Annotated in this window: 23 protein-coding genes; 2 read left to right on the top strand and 21 right to left on the bottom strand. The window is 64.1% G+C overall.

Annotated elements, in window-relative coordinates; genetic code table 11:
- Nucleotides 1-44: 44 nt before the first annotated feature.
- From ASD45_RS06700 to ASD45_RS06685, 4 genes are read right to left on the bottom strand one after another with little or no spacing between them, the layout of a single operon-like run.
- Nucleotides 45-1,331, bottom strand: a complete 1,287-nt coding sequence (locus ASD45_RS06700; protein WP_056910773.1) for an RluA family pseudouridine synthase — start codon at nt 1,329-1,331, stop codon at nt 45-47.
- Entirely contained in the window at nt 1,328-2,500 is a 1,173-nt protein-coding gene (locus tag ASD45_RS06695; RefSeq protein ID WP_200949649.1) for an arylamine N-acetyltransferase, read from the bottom strand. The genes ASD45_RS06700 and ASD45_RS06695 overlap by 4 nt, the downstream gene beginning before the upstream one ends.
- A complete protein-coding gene (locus ASD45_RS06690) occupies nt 2,497-3,831 on the bottom strand; it encodes a replication-associated recombination protein A (RefSeq protein WP_056910772.1) in 1,335 nt (444 codons plus the stop codon). Before ASD45_RS06690 ends, ASD45_RS06695 begins: the two co-directional genes overlap by 4 nt.
- Nucleotides 3,832-3,833: 2 nt before the next feature.
- Nucleotides 3,834-5,216 (bottom strand): DegQ family serine endoprotease, encoded by a 1,383-nt coding sequence (locus ASD45_RS06685; protein WP_244485435.1) that lies wholly within the window; start codon nt 5,214-5,216, stop codon nt 3,834-3,836.
- A 229-nt stretch (nt 5,217-5,445) separates the two neighbouring features.
- Here ASD45_RS06685 and ASD45_RS06680 point away from each other — a divergent pair, with 229 nt between their 5' ends.
- The gene (locus ASD45_RS06680) at nt 5,446-6,462 is read left to right on the top strand and encodes a zinc-binding alcohol dehydrogenase family protein (protein ID WP_056910770.1); all 1,017 of its coding nucleotides are present in this window, start codon (nt 5,446-5,448) and stop codon (nt 6,460-6,462) included.
- Nucleotides 6,463-6,530: 68 nt separating this feature from the next.
- Here ASD45_RS06680 and ASD45_RS06675 read toward each other — a convergent pair whose 3' ends face one another.
- Nucleotides 6,531-7,403: an SDR family oxidoreductase gene (locus ASD45_RS06675; RefSeq protein WP_056910769.1), complete on the bottom strand. Its 873-nt coding sequence runs from the start codon at nt 7,401-7,403 to the stop codon at nt 6,531-6,533.
- Between the two features lie 90 nt (nt 7,404-7,493).
- Between ASD45_RS06675 and ASD45_RS06670 the strand changes: the two genes are divergently transcribed.
- Nucleotides 7,494-8,321 (top strand): helix-turn-helix transcriptional regulator, encoded by an 828-nt coding sequence (locus tag ASD45_RS06670; RefSeq protein WP_056910768.1) that lies wholly within the window; start codon nt 7,494-7,496, stop codon nt 8,319-8,321.
- Between the two features lie 131 nt (nt 8,322-8,452).
- Here the strand turns inward: ASD45_RS06670 and ASD45_RS06665 are convergent, their stop codons facing one another.
- From ASD45_RS06665 to rpsN, 16 genes are all read right to left on the bottom strand, one after another.
- Nucleotides 8,453-9,016, bottom strand: coding sequence for a hypothetical protein (locus ASD45_RS06665; RefSeq protein WP_156380736.1), 564 nt, complete (start codon nt 9,014-9,016; stop codon nt 8,453-8,455).
- Nucleotides 9,017-9,445: 429 nt separating this feature from the next.
- On the bottom strand, nt 9,446-10,315 hold the full coding sequence (locus tag ASD45_RS06660) for a c-type cytochrome (RefSeq protein ID WP_056910766.1): 870 nt from the start codon (nt 10,313-10,315) through the stop codon (nt 9,446-9,448).
- Nucleotides 10,316-10,440: 125 nt separating this feature from the next.
- On the bottom strand, nt 10,441-11,055 hold the full coding sequence (locus ASD45_RS06655) for an ankyrin repeat domain-containing protein (RefSeq protein WP_056912631.1): 615 nt from the start codon (nt 11,053-11,055) through the stop codon (nt 10,441-10,443).
- Nucleotides 11,056-11,129: 74 nt separating this feature from the next.
- Nucleotides 11,130-11,558 carry a 50S ribosomal protein L17 gene (gene rplQ, locus ASD45_RS06650; protein ID WP_056910765.1) on the bottom strand — a complete coding sequence of 143 codons (429 nt, stop codon included), beginning with the start codon at nt 11,556-11,558 and terminating at the stop codon, nt 11,130-11,132.
- A gap of 103 nt (nt 11,559-11,661) precedes the next feature.
- Nucleotides 11,662-12,678 (bottom strand): DNA-directed RNA polymerase subunit alpha, encoded by a 1,017-nt coding sequence (locus ASD45_RS06645; RefSeq protein ID WP_056910764.1) that lies wholly within the window; start codon nt 12,676-12,678, stop codon nt 11,662-11,664.
- A 135-nt stretch (nt 12,679-12,813) separates the two neighbouring features.
- Entirely contained in the window at nt 12,814-13,206 is a 393-nt protein-coding gene (gene rpsK / locus ASD45_RS06640) for a 30S ribosomal protein S11 (protein ID WP_056910763.1), read from the bottom strand.
- A gap of 78 nt (nt 13,207-13,284) precedes the next feature.
- Nucleotides 13,285-13,659, bottom strand: coding sequence for a 30S ribosomal protein S13 (rpsM, locus tag ASD45_RS06635; protein WP_056910762.1), 375 nt, complete (start codon nt 13,657-13,659; stop codon nt 13,285-13,287).
- Between the two features lie 168 nt (nt 13,660-13,827).
- On the bottom strand, nt 13,828-14,454 hold the full coding sequence (locus ASD45_RS06630) for an adenylate kinase (protein ID WP_056910761.1): 627 nt from the start codon (nt 14,452-14,454) through the stop codon (nt 13,828-13,830).
- Nucleotides 14,451-15,782 (bottom strand): preprotein translocase subunit SecY, encoded by a 1,332-nt coding sequence (gene secY, locus ASD45_RS06625; protein ID WP_056910760.1) that lies wholly within the window; start codon nt 15,780-15,782, stop codon nt 14,451-14,453. Before secY ends, ASD45_RS06630 begins: the two co-directional genes overlap by 4 nt.
- A 166-nt stretch (nt 15,783-15,948) precedes the next feature.
- A complete protein-coding gene (gene rplO, locus ASD45_RS06620) occupies nt 15,949-16,479 on the bottom strand; it encodes a 50S ribosomal protein L15 (protein ID WP_056910759.1) in 531 nt (176 codons plus the stop codon).
- 51 nt (nt 16,480-16,530) lie between these two features.
- Nucleotides 16,531-16,728 (bottom strand): 50S ribosomal protein L30, encoded by a 198-nt coding sequence (gene rpmD, locus ASD45_RS06615; RefSeq protein ID WP_056910758.1) that lies wholly within the window; start codon nt 16,726-16,728, stop codon nt 16,531-16,533.
- 19 nt (nt 16,729-16,747) lie between these two features.
- Complete coding sequence (rpsE, locus tag ASD45_RS06610; RefSeq protein ID WP_056910757.1) at nt 16,748-17,320, bottom strand: 30S ribosomal protein S5; 573 nt, start codon at nt 17,318-17,320, stop codon at nt 16,748-16,750.
- Between the two features lie 31 nt (nt 17,321-17,351).
- Nucleotides 17,352-17,714 carry a 50S ribosomal protein L18 gene (rplR, locus tag ASD45_RS06605; RefSeq protein WP_056910756.1) on the bottom strand — a complete coding sequence of 121 codons (363 nt, stop codon included), beginning with the start codon at nt 17,712-17,714 and terminating at the stop codon, nt 17,352-17,354.
- A gap of 12 nt (nt 17,715-17,726) precedes the next feature.
- Entirely contained in the window at nt 17,727-18,260 is a 534-nt protein-coding gene (gene rplF / locus ASD45_RS06600) for a 50S ribosomal protein L6 (protein ID WP_056910755.1), read from the bottom strand.
- The gene (rpsH, locus tag ASD45_RS06595; RefSeq protein ID WP_056910754.1) at nt 18,260-18,655 is read right to left on the bottom strand and encodes a 30S ribosomal protein S8; all 396 of its coding nucleotides are present in this window, start codon (nt 18,653-18,655) and stop codon (nt 18,260-18,262) included. The genes rplF and rpsH overlap by 1 nt, the downstream gene beginning before the upstream one ends.
- A 10-nt stretch (nt 18,656-18,665) precedes the next feature.
- Entirely contained in the window at nt 18,666-18,971 is a 306-nt protein-coding gene (gene rpsN, locus ASD45_RS06590; RefSeq protein WP_056910753.1) for a 30S ribosomal protein S14, read from the bottom strand.
- Between the last annotated feature and the right edge of the window lie 16 nt (nt 18,972-18,987).

Genomic DNA, 18,987 nt, shown 5'->3' with positions numbered 1-18,987 from the left:
TAAGGACGCGCCGGCCTTTTCGGAAGATGCCTCACCGCTTCGTGTTAATCCTCGTCCGGGGCATCGACGATCGGATCGAACCGGTCGGGGTCGAGGCCAAGCAGATTCCAGGACTGCTCCATGTGTGGCGGCAGCGGCGCCGAAACGTCGATCGTGCCGCCGCGCGGATGCGGGACGACAATGCGCCGCGCAAGCAGGTGCAGTTTGTTCTGGAGCCCGCCGGGGAATTCCCAGTTCTCGATGTTGAAATATTTCGGATCGCCGACAATGGGATGGCCGATATGCGCCATGTGCGCGCGAAGCTGGTGGGTCCGGCCGGTCACCGGTTTCAGAGACACCCAGGCGAGTTTCTGCGCGGAGGTCTCCACCACGGCGTAATACGTGACGGCGTGCACGGCATCCTTTTCGCCATGCTTGGCGACCCGCATGAATGAATCTTCCTCCATCTCCTGCTTGGCGAGATAGGTGGAAATGCGGCCCTGTTTCGGTTTCGGCACGCCAGCAACCAGCGCCCAATAGATCTTGCGCGCCGAACGGGTGCGGAAGGTCTTGGCCAGAGCTGCGGCGGCAAAGCGCGTCTTGGCGACCAGCAGACAGCCGGCGGTATCCTTGTCGAGACGATGCACCAGACGCGGCCGCTGTGCGTCAACGCCCGGGCCGCGCAAGGCTTCCAGCAATCCGTCGACATGACGCGTCGTACCGGAACCGCCCTGCACCGCCAGCCCCATCGGCTTGTTGAGGACGAGCACATCGTCGTCCTCGGCCAAGGTGATCGACCGCAAATATTCGCGATCCTTCAGAACCTGCGGCGAGTCTTCGCGCACGCGCGGCGCCGCCAGTTGCAGCGGCGGAATGCGTACCGTCTGACCCGCTTCGAGTCGCGACTTGGTTTCGACGCGCTTGCCGTCGACGCGAACCTCACCCTTGCGGACGATGCGCTGGATGTGGCTGAACGACAATCCGGGGAATCGCGCTTCGAAGAAGCGATCGACCCGCATGCCGTTTTCATCCGCCGTCACCGTGACGGTCTGAACCTTGGTGGCCGCGGCCAGCGCGGGCGAGATGGTGGGCACCGGCTTGGCCGGCATCGTCTCGCGCGTGTCGCGCAATGACGGGCGCGGCCGATCCTCGACCCGCGCCGATCGGACGGGCTTGCCGCGCGGACGGTCGCTGCGTGGCCCGCGCTCTTCGGCGAGACGTGGCTTGTCGTTGCGTCCGCCGAAGCGGTCCTGGCGGCCGCCTCTGCCGGGCGGGCTGCGTTTTTTCCGCGAGCCTGCCGTCTGCTTGCCGCCACCCGGTTGCCGGGGTCCGCTTTTGCCGCCGCGCTTCATGACGTTTTCTCCGCAAGGCGGGCAAGTTTGTCATCGAGCCCGGTGAGGCCCTCGAGCCTCAGTTTGAACAGATCGGTGAGCGCATCACGCAGTTCGCCGGCGCTCTTCAACGTCGTCTTTTCCGTCGCGCCGCCCAATGTGTGGACCGCGAGTTGATTATCGCGCAAACCATAACGCCGGCCGCGCTCGACGCGCGCGCCGAGCAAGCCGTTGACGAAGATCGAGTTCGGATGGGCCGACGTGTACCAGTTACCGAGCTCGAAATCCGCGGGATGCGCCTCGGTAAAATCGAAAGCGTAGGTTTGCATCCATTGGTCGCCGATCAGGGCTTCCTGGGCGACAATGCCGTTGTCCTCATCGACCAGACGAAACTCCTCATGCGGCGTCGCTTGCGCGTCGCGCGATGCGAGCTTCAGCGGGCCGGTGAGAACATTGCCGCCGAAGCCGACATCGGTGAGATAGCGTCCGCCCTCTGCCTCGACGAGAAGCAGGCAGTGCGTGCGCGGCATCCGCACGCCTTCCGGCACGCCCCAGCGCACGCGCCCCGTCGCTTCCTTGACGGTGTAGCCGAGCGCCCGCAGCACCGCGGCCATGAGCGTGTTATGCTCGAAGCAATAACCGCCACGACCGCCGGCGACGAGCTTGGCCTGCAGCCTGCCGAGATCGAGCTTGACCGGGCGGCCGAGCAGCGGGTCGAGGTTTTCAAACGGGATCGATTGCGGATGCAGTTCGTGCAGCCGGCGCAAGGTCGCGAGCGAACTATCGCGCGGCCCGTCATAGCCGACGCGCTTGAAATAAGCGTCGAGGTCGATCGCAGGCGCGCTCATCAATTCCTCACGGACATCGGCGCGGCGCGCGCGATCCCAGGTCACCGCAATCCGGCCGCCATGCGGCCGCAGCGACACCGGCACCGAGCGCTCGCCGGCCAGATCCCAGCACAGCGCCTGGATGTGCACGGTATCGCCGGTCTTGTACATCCGTCCGATCCGGCAGGAGTCGGCCTGCCAGCGAACGGCGTAATCCGTCACCGTCAGCGGGGCATCGGCCGAAAAGAATAGCGCTCGGCAGGAGGTATCGTCGCCCCAGCGGCCGGTGACGGCTTCGCCCGCAATCGCTGGGGCCGCCGCCACCAACAGCACCACGGTCGCAAGCCCCCTGAGAAACCTCATTCCCCGCCTCTGTCCCTGCGCAGCTTCGCCCAATAGTCCAGTCGCTTCTTGATCTCGCGCTCGAATCCGCGCTCCGGCGGGTTGTAGAACTGCTGGCGCGGCAGCGCATCGGGAAAGTAGTTCTGTCCCGAAAAGGCGTCCTCGGCATCGTGATCGTAGGCATAGCCGCGGCCGTAACCCTCGTCCTTCATCAGGTTGGTCGGGGCGTTGAGGATGTGCTTCGGGGGCACCAGAGAACCGGCGCTCTTGGCGACAGCCTTGGCGGCGCAGTAGGCTTTGTAGCCGGCATTCGATTTCGGCGCGGTGGCGCAATAGATCACCGCCTGCGCAATCGCCAGGTCACCCTCCGGACTGCCGAGAAAATCGAACGCATCCTTGGCCGCATTGGCGATGATCATCGCCTGCGGATCGGCGAGGCCGATATCCTCGATCGCCATGCGCACGACGCGGCGCGCGATGTAGAGCGGCGGCTCGCCGGCGTCCAGCATCCGGGCGAGATAATAAAGCGCCGCATCGGGATCGGAACCGCGCACCGATTTATGTAGCGCCGAGATCAGATTGTAATGGCCATCTTGCGACTTGTCGTAGATCGGGGCGCGGCGCTGCACGATCTCCTGCAGCTTCATGCCGTCGAACACCTCGCCCGGCCGCGCGGCGCGCCAGACTTCTTCCGCCAAGGTAAGCGAAGCGCGGCCATCGCCGTCGGCCATGCCGGCCAGCATCAGCCGCGCGTTCTCGTCGAGCGGCAGCGGCTTGCCTTCGATTTCCTCGGCGCGCGCCAGCAGCCTCTCGACCGCCTCCGGTCCGAGCGACTTGAATACCAGCACGCGCGCGCGCGACAGAAGAGCGGCATTGAGTTCGAAGGACGGGTTCTCGGTCGTGGCACCGACCAGAACGATAGTGCCGTCCTCCATCACCGGCAGGAACGAGTCCTGCTGGGCGCGATTGAAGCGGTGCACCTCGTCGACGAACAGCAGCGTGCCCTGCCCCAGTTCGCGGCGGCGGCGCGCTTCCTCGAACACCTTCTTCAGGTCGGCAACGCCGGTGAAGATCGCCGAGATCTGCTCGAAATGCAGATCGGTCGCCTGCGCCAGAAGCCGCGCCACGGTGGTCTTGCCGGTGCCCGGCGGGCCCCAGAAGATCAGCGAACCGAGCGAGCGTGTCCCCAGCATGCGCGTGAGCACGCCGTCCGGTCCGAGCAGGTGATCCTGCCCCACGACCTCATCGAGCTTTTGCGGGCGCAAGCGGTCAGCCAGCGGCCGCGGCGTATCTTTGTCGAGGCCGGCGGCGGCGAATAGCGACGGTCCGCTCTGTTTGCCGCGCACCGCCATGCCTAGCCTCCGAACATCGCGGAGATCTTCTGGCCGCGGCGGACGATGACGATGCGCCAGGCGCGGTTCGGCGTCTTCGTGGCGCTTTCCAGGTCACGCGTCTTGGCGATATGCGTGCCGTTGACCTCCTCGATTACGTCGCCGCGCTGGAAGCCGAGATTGCTGGCATAGGAGCCGTTATCGGTTTCGAGGATGACGACGCCCTGATCGATGTTCTTCAGCTGCAGTTCGTCGGCCAGCGCCGGCGACAAATTCGCCACCTTCGCCCCCGACAGCGGCGAGCGCGACTGGATGGTGATTTCATCGCGCGGCGAATCCGGCGCGGTTTCCAGCGCGATATTCGAGACCATGTCGCGACCGGCGCGGATGACGCCGAGCTTGGCGCTGCCGCCGAGGGGCTTCGTCGCGAAGCGATAGTCGAAGGTGTTGCTGTCATCGACCTCCTGGCCGTCGATCGAAACGATGACATCACCGACTTTCAGGCCGGCGCGCGCGGCCGGGCCATCGCGCATGATACTGGATATCAGCGCGCCCGACGGACGCTTGAGGCTCATGCTGTCGGCGATGTCCGGCGTCACCGTCTGCAAGGTCGCGCCGAGCCACGGCCGGCGCACGGCACTGCCACCGCTCTTCGCGGAAGCGACGACGACGCGCACCATGTTGGATGGGATGGCAAAGCCGATACCCTGCGAGCCGCCCGAGCGCGACAGGATCATGTTGTTGATGCCAATCAGCTTGCCGTCGAGATCGACCAGCGCACCGCCCGAGTTGCCGGGATTGATCGCGGCGTCGGTCTGGATGAAGAACTGGTAGTTGCTGGACCCGACATCGGTGCGCGCCAAGGCCGAGACGATGCCATGCGTCACGGTCTGGCCGACGCCGAATGGATTGCCGACGGCAAGCACGACGTCGCCGACCTCGAGCGCGTCGGAATTGCCGAGTTCGAGGAAAGGAAAGCGATCGTTGTCGTGCTTGATGCGCAGCACGGCAAGGTCAGTGCGCTGATCCTTGAGCACGACAGTCGCTTCGAACTCGCGCTTGTCGGGCAGCGCGACCTTGATCTCGTCGGCGCCTTCGATGACGTGCACATTGGTGACGATCAGGCCCGAGGGATCCACAATGACGCCGGAGCCGAGGGCGCGCTGGATCTGGCTGCCGCCGGCGCCATCCGGCACGCCGAAGAAGCGGCGAAACACCGGATCGTCGAAGAAGGGATTTCGGTTCCGCACCACCCGCGCGGCATAGACGTTCACGACCGCCGGCGCGACGTGCTTGACGACGGGCGCATAAGACAGCCGCAGATCGTTAGCCGACGGCACGCGACGGTCCGGCGTCTGCAGCTGGGCGGCGGCCGGCTGGGCCGCAGCCAGCGCCAAGGCACCCAGGCAAAGCGTCAGGAAAGCACGGACGGGCAAGCACGACTTCATGGACGAATCTCTCCGGCGGGGGGACCTCCCCCGATATAGGCCGCCCCGCGCCCCGAATGAAGATATCGGCGGGAAATAGGCCGATTTTGCGGGCAAAAACCCGTTGCGGACTGCCTTGTCCCGTATCTTGCGCGGCGCCGCGGGATGGCCCATGGGGTAGGTATCAGGACCCCGCCCGGAGCATCCCATGAAAGCCGTCGGTTACCAGAAGTCCCTGCCCGTCACTGATCCGAATTGCCTGATCGATTTTACCGCGGACAAGCCGACACCCGGCCCGCGCGACCTGCTGGTCGCCGTCAAGGCGATCTCGGTGAACCCGGTCGACACCAAGGTGCGCATGCGCGGCCAGCCCGGGCCCGGCGAACTGCCCAAGGTCCTTGGCTATGACGCCGCCGGCGTCGTCGAGGCCGTCGGCGCCGACGTCACGCTGTTCAAGGCCGGCGACGAGGTGTTTTACGCAGGCTCGATCGCCCGGCCCGGCACCAACAGTGAATTCCACCTGGTCGATGAGCGGATCGTCGGCAGGAAGCCAAAATCGCTGGCCTTCGCGCAGGCCGCGGCGCTGCCGCTGACCAGTATCACCGCCTGGGAAATGCTGTTTGACCGCTTCGGCGTCGTGCCGGGCAAGACCCCGGACGGCCGCGCGCTCCTGGTCGTCGGCGGCGCCGGCGGCGTCGGCTCGATCCTGATCCAGCTCGCCCGTAAGCTCACGGCGCTGACCATCATCGCCACCGCCTCGCGCCCGGAGACGCGCGACTGGTGCCTCAAGCTCGGCGCCGATCACGTCATCGACCATTCCAAGCCGCTGGCGGATCAGCTCAAGGCCATCGGCCACCCGGAGGTCGCGCTGATTGCCGGCGTCTCCGGCTCGGCCAAGAGCGTGCCGCAGATGCCCGACATCATCGCGCCCTTCGGCAAGCTCTGTCTGATCGACGATCCGGGCCCGCTCGAGGTCACACCCTTCAAGCGCAAGTCGGCCTCGGTACACTGGGAACTGATGTTCACGCGCGCCGTCTTCCAGACGCCGGACATGATCGGCCAGCACAAGCTGCTCAACGAGGTGTCGGCGATGATCGACGGCGGCCTGCTCGTCACCACGGCGGCGCAGGAAATCTCGCCGATCAACGCCGCCAACCTGATCAAGGCGCACGCCCAGATCGAAAGCGCCACCACCATCGGCAAGATCGTGCTGAAGGGTTGGTAATTCGCAATGAGGCTCACCGGCCGCGACGGGCATCATGCGCGATGCCTGCCCGGCTGGTGATTTTTTGCCTACTGCTGGAAGTAGATCGGGCGATCCATATCCGGCAGGAGCTTCGGCCCTGCCGGATTCCAGCCGAGCTCCGCCCGCGTTTTGGCGCTCGAAGCTGCCATGTCGGCGGCCGCGAAGTGAATGAACCAGCCGAAATGCGCCGCAGCTTCGTCCTTGGTCTTGCTGACAACGGGAATGCTCAGTCGGCGGCCGGTGATTTCGGCGATATCGCGGAACGGCACGCCCTCTTCGGCCACGGCGTGATAGCGGAACGACGTGCCCTTCTCTAGCGCCAGCCGATAGACACGCGCCGCATCGAAGCGATGCACCGCCGCCCAGCGATTGGCGCCGTCACCGATATAAACCGCCTGCCCCTTCTCGCGCGCGAGATTGATGGTGAGCGGCACGAAGGCATGATCGCCATCGCCATGCACCTGCGGCAGGCGCACGATCATCGTGCGCACGCCGCGCGATGCGACGGCGGCCGCCGCGTGTTCGGAGGCGGCGCGCGCGTGCTGGCCCGGCTCGCTGTCTTCGGTGGCGAATCCATCCACCACGCCGACGCCCGAGGTGACGATCAAGGTCTTGGCCGTGCTGGCCAGCGCATCGCCCAGTGCTTCGACGATACGGCGGTCATCCTCGCAGCTTTGCACGAAGCGGCTGAAGTCGTGGTTGAACGCGGTGTGTATCACCGCATCCGCCGCCTTGGCACCGGCTTTGAGGCTGTCGATATCCTCCAGCGAGCCCTGATGGAAATCGGCGCCCATGGCCTTGAGCTCGGCAGCGCCCTTGTCCGAGCGCGCCAGACCCAGCACCGAATGGCCCGCCCCAATCAGATCTTTGACGACGGCGGCGCCGACGAAGCCAGTGGCGCCGGTAACGAAAACACGCATGGGAAGCTCTCCAGATTGTCCGGAGCGCAATATGGGCGTATCAATATCCGGGTAAATACGTGACTTTATACGGGTATAACGGCTAACAGGATGACGATCGCGGACGCCGACAACCGGCTGGGAAACTACCTGAAGTACCGTCGTGCCCGCCTCGATCCGGCGGCGTTCGGCCTGCCGCTGACGCGCCGGCGCACGCCGGGCCTGCGCCGCGAGGAAGTTGCGCAGCGCGCCCATGTCAGTGCCACCTGGTACACCTGGCTCGAGCAAGGCCGCGGCGGCGCGCCATCGGCCGACGTGCTGGACCGCATCGCCGGCGCCCTGATGCTGACGCAGGTCGAGCGCGAGCATCTGTTCCTGCTCGGCCTCGGCCGGCCGCCGGAGGTGCAGTATCAGACCAGCGACGGCGTTTCGCCCCGCCTGCAAAAAGTGCTCGATGCGCTTGAGCTCAATCCGGCCATCGTCAAGACCCCAACCTGGGATGTCATCGCCTGGAACAAGGCGGCGGCGGCTGTGCTGACCGATTACAGCAAGCTACCGCCCGGCAAGCGCAACATCCTGCGCATCATCTTCGGCGATCCGCAGAGCCGCGCCCGACAATCGAGCTGGGAGGATGTTGCCCGCTTCGTCGTCGCCGCCTTCCGCGCCGACGCGGCACGCCTCGGCGCTTCCGATCAGGTCAGGATGCTGGTGTCGGAGCTCAGCGCGCAAAGCCCGGACTTCGCGGCGATGTGGCGCGAGAACGACGTGCGGGATTTCGGCGAAGGCACCAAGCAGATGCAATTGCCGCGCGGCGGCAGCGTCGGGCTGGAGTTCTCGTCCTTCGCCGTCGCCGGACGGCCCGATCTTGGCCTGGTGATCTACAGCCCGGCGACGCCGAAGGACGCAGAGAAGATCAGGAAGCTGGTGCGGGGAAACTGATAAGAAATCTGATGAATCGTCGAATGCACCTGTCAGGCTCAGTTTGCCGAAGAAAGGCTCAACCGCACTGCTGACTCCGCGAAGAAGGCGTGAGGTTACTCACGCCTTCTTATTCGCCTCATATTCTCGCCTCAATCCTGATTCCTATAAATCGGGACAAACACTGCCACTAGCCCTTTGCCGGACAACTGAGTGTTCGCTTCCCTCTTCAGCGCGAGCTTAAGTTTCGGCTCAAATGAAGCGATCTTGGCGCTTGCGTTCGCATCAAGACTAAAGTTAATCGGCTTCCTTTCGAATTTTAACGTGCCTTCGTAGATAGTCTGAACTTGATAGACGCCCCAATTTTGTCCTTGGACATTGCCGCGCCACTCCTTGCAGTCACTTTTGAAGGCGCGACTGTTGAATATCGTATTTGCCTGAGATTCAGAGATGTCCGTGTAGGTAGCGTTCGTGAGCGTGAATCCAAAATAGTCGCTTAAGGAGCCGGATAGACCGAGGCTAAAGAAGTCATTCTTGATTCCTTCGAGTGAACCTGACAGTTCGAATTTTCGCAACAGATCAATGTCCGCCGAAGGATTAGGGCCGTTCGGCGCGATGCCATAAGGCGCCAAACTCGCGTCGCATAGGCGAATAAGATTTGCGGGCCGCTCCAGACTTCTGGTCGGCTCTTCCCGCGCATAGTACAGCGAACCCACCTTTATCCCGGCTCGCGGCGGGACCAAGAGTCTCCCGCCAACTGTGTCGGATAGAGACAGTGTCGGCCCGTGACCGCATGCGCTCAAGAGCAAAGACACAACAAGAACAGCGACCCCTCGATACATAATTCCCCCCCCTAGTTGCAGCCTTGTGGAGCTTCGGACTGCGCTAGGGAATTAGCAATTCCGGAATCAGTTGTTTTTGATGTTATTCACAACCATCCATCTGCCGGTTGTTTATTCCAATGAGCACCACCTAAGTGCCTGTGTTGCCTGATTTTCTTTAGATTTCGTCGAATCTAGCAGGCACCGCTGTGAATAAACAACTCATCCGACCTCGATGGACTCACGGCGGATGCCGGGCGGCGCGATCGCGCGTTGATGACGCGCGTAAACGCGCTGATAGGCGGCGCCCCGGAATAACAGAGGCTATTCCTTCGCCGGCACCGTGCGCAGGTAGGCGATCACGGCGTCGATATCCTCGCCTTTCATGTGATCGTAGTACGGATAGCCCATCGGCGGCTTGAGCTTCTCGCCGTCCTTGGCAATACCTTTGGTGATCGCGGTCTTGATCTGCGCGTCGGTCCAGTCGCCGAGGCCCTTGGCCTTGCTCGAAGTGATGTTGCGCGACACCGACTTGCCCCACGGCCCGGGGAATTCGAAGCCGCCCATGCCGTAGGTCGCCCAGTTGTGCCCCTTCGGCCCCATCGGCGTGTGGCATTCGAAACAATGGCCGATCGTGGCGAGATAGAAGCCGTTCTTCACCTTGTCCTTGAGCATGTCTTCGGTGAAGGGCTTCTCTGCGCCCGGCGGGGTCTGCGGCGGCGCCGGGAATTTATAAACCGGATCCGGCACCTTGTTGCTGATCGGCTTGATCGTGCGCAGATAGGCGACGATGGAGTCCATGTCGCGTTCGGTCACGATCTTGTAAAAGCCCGTCGGCATCACCGCGGCGATGTGCACGCCGTTCGGCCGCTGGCCGGTGCGCAGCAGATGCTTGATCTGCGCATCAGTCCACGAGCCGATGCCCGTCTCCTTGTCCTGGGTGATGTTCGCCGCCGTCACCTTGAACGGCGGCTCATCCCACGACAGACCGCCGGAGAAAGCCTTCGAGAAGTCGGGGCCGTTCGGCCCCATCGGCGTGTGGCAGTTCTGGCAGGTCATGATGGTGTTGACGAGGTAGCCGCCGCGCGCGACCAGATCGCCGTTCGGCTGCGCCTGCGCGGCCGATGTGGCCAGCGCCGATAAAACAAACACGGCGGCCGCGCCGAATGCGCGCCGCGACTTGGATGTGATCATCGAAAAGTCCCCCGGGAGTGAATCAACGCCTTCTTTGCGTGCGCGTCGGATATCACAATACCGGGTTGCCGATGTGACTGCCATCACAGGCGAAGCTTTTTAAACACCGGGCGACCCCGGCCCCCTCACCGCGCCCCGGCGCTTTCGAGGATCGCGACGATGGCCGCATAGCCGCGGCGGCGCGCATGGGCGAGCGGCGTCACGCCATCGCGGTCGGCGATGGTTACAGTTGCACCGGCCCGCACCAATTCACGGACAATCTCAGTGTGAACGGGCCCGCCGTCACCCAGCACGATCGCCTCGAGCAGCGCCGTCCAGCCGAGCTTGTTGACGTGATCCTTGTCGATCGCCGTGCCGAGCAACATGCGCACGGTTTCGAGGTGGCCATGATGGGCGGCCGGGATCAGGCCGGTGCCGCCATAGCGATTGGTGCTCTTGAGGTCGGCGCCATGGTCGAGCGTCAGCCGCAGGATATCGTTACGACCTTCGGCGGCCGCGTAGAGGTAGGGACTGTCCTCGATCCGGTCCTTGGCGTTGACGTCGGCTCCCGCCGCGATCAGCAACCGCGCAGCTTCGGTGCCGACGCCGGGAGCGGCATGGGTTGCCGCGAGCAGCGCCGTGCGGCCTTCTCCGTCCCTCGCGTCGACGCTGGCGCCCTCACCCAGCAGCTGCTGGACCGCAATGGCGTCGCCCCGGCTGGCCGCCGCGATCAACGCCTGGTCGGTTTTGGTATCGGCCATGCCGGGCGCGGCGCTCCAAATAAAAAGGGCGGCGCCAAGCGCCGCCCTCGATATCAATGTCACGAAGCCGCGCATTACGCCGAGGCGTTGGCTTCTTCGTTCTGTGTCGCCTGCACCGGACCCGAGTTGAGACCCTTGGCATCGACGTCGCGATCGACGAACTCGATCACGGCCTGCGCGGCGTTGTCGCCGTAGCGGAAACCGGCCTTCATGATGCGGGTATAGCCGCCGTGACGGTCCTTGTAGCGCGGCGCCAGCTTGTCGAAGAGCTTCTTGACCATGTCGATGTCGCGCAGCTCGGAGATCGCCTGGCGGCGGGCGGCGAGATCGCCCTTCTTGCCGAGCGTGATGAGCTTCTCGACGATCGGGCGCAATTCCTTGGCCTTCGGCAGAGTCGTGACGATCTGCTCGTGCTTGATCAGGGACGCGGCCATGTTCGCCAGCATCGACATGCGATGCGAAGAGTGCCTTCCCAACTTGCGATAAACTTTACCGTGACGCATCGCGTAACTCCCTGCCTCTATCCTGTTTGCACCGGACTATTCCGGCACGCCGCGGAAGGCGGCACAAAAAGCCGGACCGGGCGACGCCCGGTCCGGGAAACTCCTAGTAATGATCCTCGAAGCGCTTGGCGAGCTCTTCGATGTTTTCCGGCGGCCAGCCCGGCACTTCCATGCCGAGGTGGAGGCCCATCTGCGCCAGCACTTCCTTGATCTCGTTGAGCGACTTGCGGCCGAAGTTCGGCGTGCGCAGCATCTCGGCTTCGGTCTTCTGAACCAGGTCGCCGATGTAAACGATGTTGTCGTTCTTGAGACAGTTGGCCGAACGCACCGACAGCTCGAGCTCGTCGACCTTCTTGAGGAAGGCCGGGTTGAAGGCGAGGTCCGGGATCGTTTCCGCGGCCTGCTCCTTGCGGGGCTCCTCGAAGTTCACGAACACGTTGAGCTGGTCCTGCAGGATGCGCGCCGCGTAAGCGAGCGAATCCTCGGGCGTCACCGCGCCGTTGGTCTCGATGGTCATCGTCAGCTTGTCGTAGTCGAGGATCTGGCCCTCACGGGTGTTCTCGACCTTGTACGAAACCTTGCGCACCGGCGAATACAGCGAGTCGACCGGGATCAGACCGATCGGCGCGTCTTCCGGACGGTTACGCTCGGCGGCGACATAGCCCTTGCCGGTGTTGACCGTGAACTCCATGCGGATCTCGGCGCCCTCATCAAGGGTGCACAGGATCAGATCGGGGTTGAGCACGGTGATGTCGCCGACGGTCTGGATGTCGCCGGCGGTCACGGTGCCGGGACCCTGCTTCTTCACCACCATGCGCTTGGGGCCTTCGCCCTGCATCTTGATGGCGATGTCCTTGATGTTGAGCACCATGTCGGTGACGTCCTCGCGCACGCCGGCGATCGAGGAGAACTCATGCAGCACGCCGTCGATGTGGACGGACTGGACCGCCGCGCCTTGCAGCGACGACAGCAAAATGCGGCGCAGGGCGTTGCCCAGCGTCACGCCGAAACCGCGCTCGAGCGGCTCGGCAACGACCGTAGCGAAGCGCGCCGGATCGCTGCCGGCGGTCACCTGGAGCTTGTTCGGCCTGATCAATTCCTGCCAATTTTTCTGAATCACGTGTTCACCCGTTTAGAGCGTCGCTCGTTGATGAGCGTCGCTGGGCCTGCCCAGCGCACCCCACCCGCCGTATGGGGGAAAATAAGCGGCGGAAGCGGACGCGGGAAATCCCAAGCGTCCGCCTTACAAAATCAATTACACCCGACGGCGCTTGCGCGGCCGGCAACCATTGTGCGGGATCGACGTCACATCGCGGATCGAGGTGATGGTGAAGCCCGAAGCCTGCAACGCGCGCAACGCCGACTCACGACCCGAACCCGGACCGGACACTTCGACCTCGAGCGTGCGCATGCCGTGTTCCTGCGCCTTCTTCGAGGCGTCTTCCGCGGCCATCTGCGCGGCGTAGGGCGTCGACTTGCGCGAGCCCTTGAAGCCCATGGTGCCGGACGACGACCAGGCAATCGCGTTGCCCTGCGCGTCGGTGATGGTGATCATGGTGTTATTGAACGACGCATTCACGTGAGCGACGCCCGACGCGATGTTCTTGCGTTCGCGCCGGCGGACGCGGGCGGTGGCTTCTTTCGCCATAGTCAATCAGTCCTTTTGTGGCCTGTCGGCCCGTTAAAGCCCGCCAGCCGTCAAGCGGCGCGGGCGCGTTCAGATCGGTTAGGCGGTCTTCTTCTTGCCGGCGATGGTCTTCGCCGGGCCTTTGCGCGTGCGCGCGTTGGTGTGCGTGCGCTGACCGCGGACCGGCAGGCCCTTGCGGTGACGCAGGCCGCGATAGCAGCCCAGATCCATCAGGCGCTTGATGTTCATCGCCGTCTCGCGGCGCAGATCGCCCTCGACCAAATATTCCTGGTCGATGAGCTCGCGGATCTGAAGCACCTCGGCATCGGTCAGCTGCGACACCCGGCGCTCGGCCGGCAGGTTCAGCTTGGTGACGATGTCCTTGGCGATCTTCTGACCGACGCCATGAATGTACTGCAACGCAATGACGACGCGCTTATTGGTGGGCAAATTGACGCCCGCGATACGAGCCACGGATGCTCTCTCCTGTTACCGGCCGGCCGCCTCGCGGCAGCGAATTCTTGTTTCCCCAGAAGGGGTTAGACAAAACGGAAGACGACACCCGTCCCCCGCCCTCCGGGGAACCGGTATCGCGCCAAACTCTTGGATACGCACTCTATTAATGGATTCATGAGGGCTTCGTCAACCTCTGCTAGACGCCTGCCCGGCCGCCGCAGCGGTCGAACCGGAAGGTTTTAGGATACCGTCGATGGCCGCGGTCACCGCGTCCACCGGGGCCATGCCATCGACCCCCTTCAGGGCGCCCTTGGCGTCGTAGTAACCCGCCAACGGAGCGGTCTGGGTGCGGTAGGCCGCCAGGCGGCCCTTCAGAACTTCCGGATTATCGTCCGAGCGGACCTTCTCGCCCCGGGCCGTCATCTCGGCGACGCGGGTCTCGATCCGCGTGATGAGGATGCCCTCATCGACCTTGAGTTCGATCACCGCGTCGAGTTTTAGACCGCGTTCGGCGAGCAGCTTGTCGAGCGCCTCGGCCTGCGGAACGGTCCGCGGGAACCCGTCGAGCACAAAACCCTTGCGGGCGTCGGGCTGATCGATGCGGTCGGCGATGATCGCCACAACCACCTCGTCCGGCACCAGTTGCCCGGCTTCCATGATGCTTTTGGCTTTCAGGCCGACCGGCGTACCGGCCGCGACCGCCGCACGCAGCATGTCACCGGTCGACAGTTGCACGATGCCGTACTTGTCCACCAGCCGCTGCGCCTGCGTGCCCTTCCCCGCCCCCGGCGGGCCGAGCAAGATCAGTCTCATCTATTGCGCCCCCGCAATTTCGATTTCTTGATCAGACCTTCGTATTGATGCGCCAGCAGATAGCCCTGGATCTGCGCCACGGTGTCCATCGTCACCGACACGACGATCAGCAGCGATGTGCCGCCGAAATAGAACGGCACCGCGGCGTAGGAGATCAGGATCTCCGGTATCAGACAGACGATCGCGAGATAAAGCGCGCCGACTACCGTGATGCGCGACAGCACATAGTCGATGTACTCGGCGGTGCGCTCGCCCGGGCGGATGCCGGGGATGAAGCCGCCGTGCTTCTTCAGATTGTCCGCGGTCTCGGTCGGGTTGAACACGACCGCCGTGTAGAAGAACGAGAAGAACAGGATCAGCGCGAGATACAGCACCAGAAACAACGGCCGGCCGTGGCCGAGCAGCGTCGTTACCGTCGTCAGCCATTCCGGGCCCGAGCCGGCATTGAAGTTGGCGACCGTCGTCGGCAGCAGCAGCAGCGACGAGGCGAAGATCGGCGGGATGACGCCCGAGGTGTTGAGCTTGAGCGGCAGATGCGACGACTGCCCCTCGAACATGCGATTGCCGACCTGGCGCTTCGGATACTGGATCAGCAGGCGGCGCTGCGCGCGCTCCATGAACACGATGAAGGCGATCACGACGACCGCCATGATGATGATCACCAGAATGAGGCCGGTCGAGATCGCGCCCTGACGGCCGAGCTCGAGAGTATTGGCGATGGCCGCCGGCAGTTCCGCGACGATGCCGGCCAGGATGATCAGCGAGATGCCGTTGCCGATGCCGCGCGCGGTGATCTGCTCGCCGAGCCACATCAGGAACATCGTGCCGCCGGTCAGCGTCAGGGTGGTCGAGATCAGGAAGAACACGCCCGGCTGGCTGACCACGCTGCCGGTGCCCTGCAGACCGACGGCGATGCCGTAGGACTGGAACGCCGCCAGAATCACGGTGAGATACCGTGTGTACTGGTTCATGACCTTGCGGCCGGCCTCGCCTTCCTTTTTCAGCGCTTCGAGCTGCGGCGACACCGTCGTCATCAGCTGCACGATGATCGAGGCGGAGATGTACGGCATGATGTTCAGGGCGAAGATCGCCATCCGGTGGATACCGCCACCGGAGAACATATTGAACATGCCGAGAATGCCGCCCGACTGGCTGTTGAACAGCTGCGCCCAGGCGGCCGGATCGATGCCGGGCAGCGGGATATAGGTGCCGAGACGGTAGACGAGCAGCGCGCCGACGGTGAACCAGATACGCTTCTTCAGTTCGTCGGCCTTGGCGAGCGCGCCGAAGTTGAGATTGGCTGCCAGTTGTTCCGCTGCCGAAACCATTCGCTCGCTCCTGCCGCCGCTTCCACGCGCTCCCCGGATGAGGGAGGAGCAGCGCTGCGTCTTTTAACCTGGGTCCGCCCGTGACCTTTAGATAGGCGCTGGCCGCGAAACCGGTAGTCAGGCGAAGGCCCCGCCCGCCGCCGGCGGACGAGGCCAAGCCTCTATTCTACTTCGCTTCCTTGGCGGCGCGACGCTTGTTCTTGCCGCGCGGTTCGCCGTCATCCTCGGCGATGGCGGGCTTCAGGATCTTGACCGACCCGCCCGCCTTCTCGATCGCCTCGACCGCCGACTTGGTGGCGCCGTAGACGGCCAGCTCGATCTTGGCCTTGAGTTCGCCGTTACCGAGCACCTTCACGCCGGCCTTGGCGCGGCGCATCAGGCCGGCCTTGACCATCGCGTCGACGTCGATCGCCGACTTGGCGTCGAGCTTGCCGGCATCGATGGCGGCCTGCAGCTTGCCGATGCTGATCTCGTTCAGCTTGGCCTGGAACGCGGTGTTGCGGAAGCCGCGCTTCGGCAGGCGGCGATGCAGCGGCATCTGGCCGCCTTCGAAGCCCTTGATGCGCACGCCCGAGCGCGCGGTCTGGCCCTTGCCACCGCGTCCGCCGGTCTTGCCCATGCCCGAGCCGATGCCGCGGCCGATGCGCATGCGCTTCTTGCGGGCGCCGGCATTATCGGCGATCTGGTTGAGTTTCATCGTTCTAGTCCTTCGATCGTCCCTCGCCGCCTGTCGCGACGACGAATGAAATTACTTCGTCTCTTCGACGATCCGCACTAGGTGCGGCAGCTTGCGGATCATGCCGTGCGTTTGCGGCGTGTCCGGCAGCTCCTTGACGCGGCCGACCTTGTTGAGGCCGAGCCCGATCAGGGTCTGACGCTGGTCGAAATGGCAGCGCAGCGGGCTGGCGATCTGCTGCACTTTGACGGTCTTCTTCGCGGTAGCCATGGCCTAATTCCTTACCTGATCAGTCGGCCGCGACTTCGTCGGCGCCTTCGCGGCGACGCGCCTGCAAGGCCGAGACCTTGAGGTTGCGGCGGCCGGCGACGGAGCGCGGCGAGTCCTGGTGCTTGAGCGCATCGAAAGTCGCGCGCACCACGTTGTAGGGGTTCGACGAACCGACCGACTTCGCCACGATGTCCTGCATGCCGAGCGTTTCGAACACGGCGCGCATCGGACCGCCGGCGATGATGCCGGTGCCCGGAGGCGCCGCGCGCAGGTAGACCTTGCCGGCGCCGTGGCGGCCGTACACGTCATGATGCAGCGTGCGACCTTCGCGCAGCGCGACGCGGGTCAGCGAGCGCTTGGCGGCCTCGGTCGCCTTGCGGATCGCTTCCGGCACTTCGCGCGCCTTGCCGTGACCGAAGCCGACGCGGCCCTTCTGGTCGCCGACGACGACGAGCGCCGCGAAACCGAAGCGCTTGCCGCCCTTCACGACCTTGGCGACGCGATTGATGTGCACCAGCTTGTCGGTGAACTCGCTATCGCGCTCTTCACGACCGTGGCCACGCTCGCGATCTCTGCGGGGTTCTTGTGCCATCTAATAAATCCGTTCGTCTGTACGAATGCGTTTAGAAGTTGAGCCCGCCCTCGCGGGCAGCCTCAGCAAGGGCCTTGATGCGGCCGTGATAGATGTAGCCGCCGCGATCGAACACGACGTCCTTGATGCCCTGCTTCTTGGCGCGCTCGGCGATCAGTTTGCCGACCGTCTTGGCTGCCTCGATATTGGCACCGGTCTTCAGGTTGCCGCGCACATCCTTTTCGAGAGTCGAGGCGGACGCGACAGTCACGCCCTTCTCGTCATCGATGAGCTGCACGTGCATATGCTTCGACGAGCGGAACACCGAGAGGCGCGCGCGCCCGGTGGCGACCTGCTTGATCTTGCGCCGAACCGACGCCGTCCGCCGCGCGGTCCGGACATTAGCTTTCGACATGGCTCGAGCCCTTTACTTCTTCTTGCCTTCCTTGCGGAAGATGAATTCATCGGCGTACTTGACGCCCTTGCCCTTGTACGGTTCCGGACCGCGGAAGTCGCGGATCTCGGCAGCGACCTGGCCGACGGCCTGCTTGTCGATGCCGGTGATCACGATTTCCGTCGGCTTCGGCGTCGCGATGGCGATGCCGGCCGGGATCGGGAACACGACGTCGTGCGAGTAGCCGAGCTGCAGCTGCAGGTTCTTGCCCTGCACCGCGGCGCGGTAACCGACGCCGTTGATTTCAAGCTTCTCTTCGAAGCCCTTGCTGACGCCGACCATCAGGTTCGACACCAGCGTACGCGCCGTGCCGTACATCGAACGCGCGCGCTTGGTCTCGTTTCGCGGCGCCACCTTGATGGCGTTCTTGTCCATCGAGACGATGATGTCATCCGGCAAGGCAACCTGAAGCGCGCCCTTGGCGCCCTTCACCTTGACGGTCTGACCTTCGACACTGGCGGTGACGCCAGACGGGACAGCGACCGGTTTTTTGCCAATTCGTGACATTAGAACACCGTGCAGAGAATTTCGCCGCCAACATTGGCGTCGCGCGCGGCGTGATCGGCCATGACACCCTTCGGCGTCGAGACGATGGCAACGCCGAGACCGTTGTTGATGCGCGGCAGGTTCTTGACCGACGCATAGACGCGGCGGCCAGGCTTCGAGACGCGTTCGATTTCGCGGATCACCGGGGCGCCGTCGAAATACTTGAGTTCGATTTCGAGCTCGCTGCGGCCGTTGGCGTGAGCGACCACGGCATAACCGCGGACGTAGCCTTCGGCCTTGAGCACTTCGGCAACGCGCTCGCGCTGCTTGGAGCCCGGCATCGAAACCTTGGACTTGGCGCGCATCTGCGCATTGCGGATGCGTGTGATCATATCGCCGATTGGATCGTTTACCATCTCGGCCCCCTTACCAGCTCGACTTCACGAGGCCCGGAATCAGGCCCTTGTTGCCGAGGTCGCGCAGCGCGATACGGCTCAGCTTGTGCTTGCGGTAGTACGCATGCGGACGGCCCGTCAGCTCGCAACGGTTATGAATGCGAACCTTCGCCGAATTGCGCGGCAGCTCAGCGAGCTTGAGAGTCGCGGCGAACCGCTCCTCCATCGGAAGCTCCTTGTTCTGCACAATCGCCTTCAGGCGCGCGCGACGCGGCCCGAATTTTTTCGCCATACGGCGCCGGCGCTTGTTCTTCTCGACCGAACTCGTCTTAGCCATCTAGTCTGCTCCTTGC

Source organism: Pseudolabrys sp. Root1462, assembly GCF_001426945.1.
Lineage (GTDB): Bacteria > Pseudomonadota > Alphaproteobacteria > Rhizobiales > Xanthobacteraceae > Pseudolabrys.
The sequence above is the reverse complement of the archived record's forward strand: the minus strand, read 5'-3'. Positions and strand labels throughout refer to the sequence as shown.